General features: G+C 74.6%; 1 pseudogene. It reads right to left on the reverse strand.

The features are described 5' to 3' along the window. A pseudogene (locus GT354_RS16750) lies at positions 1-1,348 on the reverse strand (helix-turn-helix transcriptional regulator); the annotation flags it as partial.

Below are 1,348 nucleotides of genomic sequence, written 5' to 3' on the forward strand. Positions count from 1 at the left end.
GCGCGGCGGTGTCGCGCAGGTAGGCAGCCGCGCTCGCCAGGTCGCCCGACTCGCCCCGCAGCAGCGCGTCGGCCCGCGACAACGACGCGTACACGCCGTGCCGGCCGAGCCGATCCGCCGTCTGTTGCACATCGCGCACGATCGCTTCGGCCCGGTCGTGGTCGCCCACCGCCACCAACGCCTCGGCGAGATCCACCGACCACGGGATCGCCGCCGGATCGACGATGCCGCGCCGCACCGCGATCGCGCGCGCCCGACTCAGGCACTCCACGGCGGCGACCGGGTCACGCAGCCGATGGCGGATCTGGCCCAGGACGCACCACGCGAGCGGCAGGTACACCAGATCCTGATCCTCCCGCGCGATCCGCACACTCTCGCGCGCCAGCGCGGCGCCCCGCTCCAAGTCCCCACCGGCGGCCTCCGCGACCGCCGCCGCGTAGTACACCTGACCCAGGTTGGCACCGATCTCGCGTGCCAGGTCCAACACCTCGCGGGCGGCTTCCATCGCCCGGTCGCAGCGCCCGGCCCGGGCCTCGACGTCGACCTTTCCGCACAGCAGGAAGACCGTCTCCTCCGCGTCGTCCGACTCCCTGGCCCGGCGCAACATCCGGTCGAACTCGGCGCCGGACCGGGCGAGTCGGTCGGCGAAGAAGTCCAGCCGCGCTCTGATGCCCCGGGGGCCGTTGTGGCCGCCGGTGGGCCCCGCGTCCTGCGGGCGGGCCAGCGCTCGGGTGAGTGGTTCGTCCGCGTCCGGGCGGCCCTGGAGGGTGCCCACGAACGCCTGGAACGCCAGCGCCACCTGTTCGGTGGACCGATCGCCGCCACGCCGGGCGAGGACCGCCGCTCGGGCCGCCTCGGTCCACGCGATCGCCGAATCACCGTCGCTGGCATGCGCCTTGAACGCCCGCAGGTAGTGCAGACGGGCCCGGCCGCACGTGTCGTCGCCGACCTGGGCGAAGGCCTCGGCGAACACCTCGTCGAGGTCGTACAGCGCCTGGTTGGCCGCGTTGATGATCTGGATGCAGGCGCGGACGCGTTGCGCGGGGGTGGGCGCGAGGGCGAAGACGCGGTGGGCGAGTTCGCGGCAGAGTTCGTAGTCGGTGGCCGCGTACGCGTGGGCGGAGCCCAGGAGGCAGCGTTCGCGGCGGCGGTCGGCGTGTTCGTCGGGGGTACGCGCGACGGCGAGCCGGGTCAGGGACGCGGCCTCGTCGGGCAGGCCGCGGCGGCGGGCCTGTTCGGCGGCGGTCATCAGGGTCGCCGCGACCCTCTCGTCCGGGCCGGGCGAGGCCAACGCGAGGTGACGCGCCCGTTCGATCGGCTCGGTCGAGACTTCGGCCAGGGTCGCGTG

The sequence above is a fragment of the Streptomyces sp. SID3343 genome (assembly GCF_009865215.1).
In the GTDB taxonomy this organism is placed as follows: Bacteria; Actinomycetota; Actinomycetes; order Streptomycetales; family Streptomycetaceae; genus Embleya.